Source organism: Oleiphilus sp. HI0125, assembly GCF_001635355.1.
Genome location: NZ_LWGF01001325.1, coordinates 1 through 1,176, shown reverse-complemented (window position 1 = coordinate 1,176; position 1,176 = coordinate 1). Strand labels below are relative to the sequence as shown.

The window sequence follows — 1,176 nt, the reverse complement described above, 5'->3', positions numbered from 1 at the left end:
GTATAGGGAAACCTCCCAACACGGATGCGTCGTCTTTACTAGCAACCGATTGAGGCTGCAATCAATACGATAAAAAGGGGTAATATCCAGAATGAAAGCAATAAAGAAACTTACCACTGGTGCAGTATCTGCAGCCATCTTGCTTGGAGCGTCGCAATTCGCAAGTGCGGAAACGCTTCGGCTCTTAACTTGGGGCGGATATGCTCCAGATGAAGTTATCGCACAATTTAAAGCCGAAACTGGCATTGACGTTGAGGTAACTAAGTCAAACAACGAAGATATGATTTCTAAACTGCGTGCGACAGGTGGATCTGGTTTCGACCTTGCGCAACCAAGCCAAGATCGTATTTCAGGTGCGCAAGCGGAGTTTGATATCTACAAGCCGATTGACTTGAGCAAAATCGACAATAGCTTGTTTATCGATTCCATGCTCGAAGCGACAAAAAATACCACGATGTTCGACGGAGATGTATACGGTGTGCCGCATATTTGGGGTACTAGCGGCTTAGTTCTTGATACAAAAATGGCAGCAAGCGTTAAAGACTATGCGGACCTATGTAGCGCGGATGTTGCGGGTAAAGTTTCTTATCGTTTGAAGCGCCCTACCCTGATTGGCTTTGCTTTCTCTATGGGCTTAGATCCATTTGCTGCATATGGCGACACAGCTAAATACCAAGACATCATCAATCAAGTCACTGACAAGCTCATCTCTTGTAAAGCCAATGTTAAAACGTACTGGTCTGGAGGTGATGCACTCATGAATCTCCTCCGCTCTGGAGAAGCGACTGCAGCAATGGCGTGGGATACAGGCGGTTGGAAGCTAAACAAAGAGCTACCTAACGTTACTTTCGTTGCACCAACTTCTGGTGCACTCGGCTGGATCGATACCTTTGTGCTGCCACGTAAAACCAAAGCAGAAGACGCGGCATACAAGTGGATCAACTTTGTAATGCAACCAAAAATCGCAAGTATGATCACGAACGTGGCAGGTAACTTCACAGCATCTAAAGGTGGTGATGTTGAAGTAGACCCCGAGTTACAAAAACGCTTCAAAGCATCGTTCAGCCAAGCTGACATCGATAATATTAAATGGTACCCGACCGTACCTGCTGGTTTAGAAACGATGGAAGGTAAAGCCCTCGATAGAATCAACGCCGCTAAATAGTCACTACGACG

1 protein-coding gene is annotated in these 1,176 nt (G+C 46.1%); it reads left to right on the top strand.

The window, feature by feature from the left end:
* Positions 1–91: 91 nt before the first annotated feature.
* Complete coding sequence (locus tag A3762_RS22835) at positions 92–1,165, top strand: extracellular solute-binding protein (protein ID WP_068476125.1); 1,074 nt, start codon at positions 92–94, stop codon at positions 1,163–1,165.
* Positions 1,166–1,176: the final 11 nt, after the last annotated feature.

Bases quoted from the DNA above. Each gene is read 5' to 3' on its own strand.
- A3762_RS22835 (WP_068476125.1), top strand. From the start codon at position 92: ATGAAAGCAATAAAGAAACTTACCACTGGTGCAGTATCTGCAGCCATC.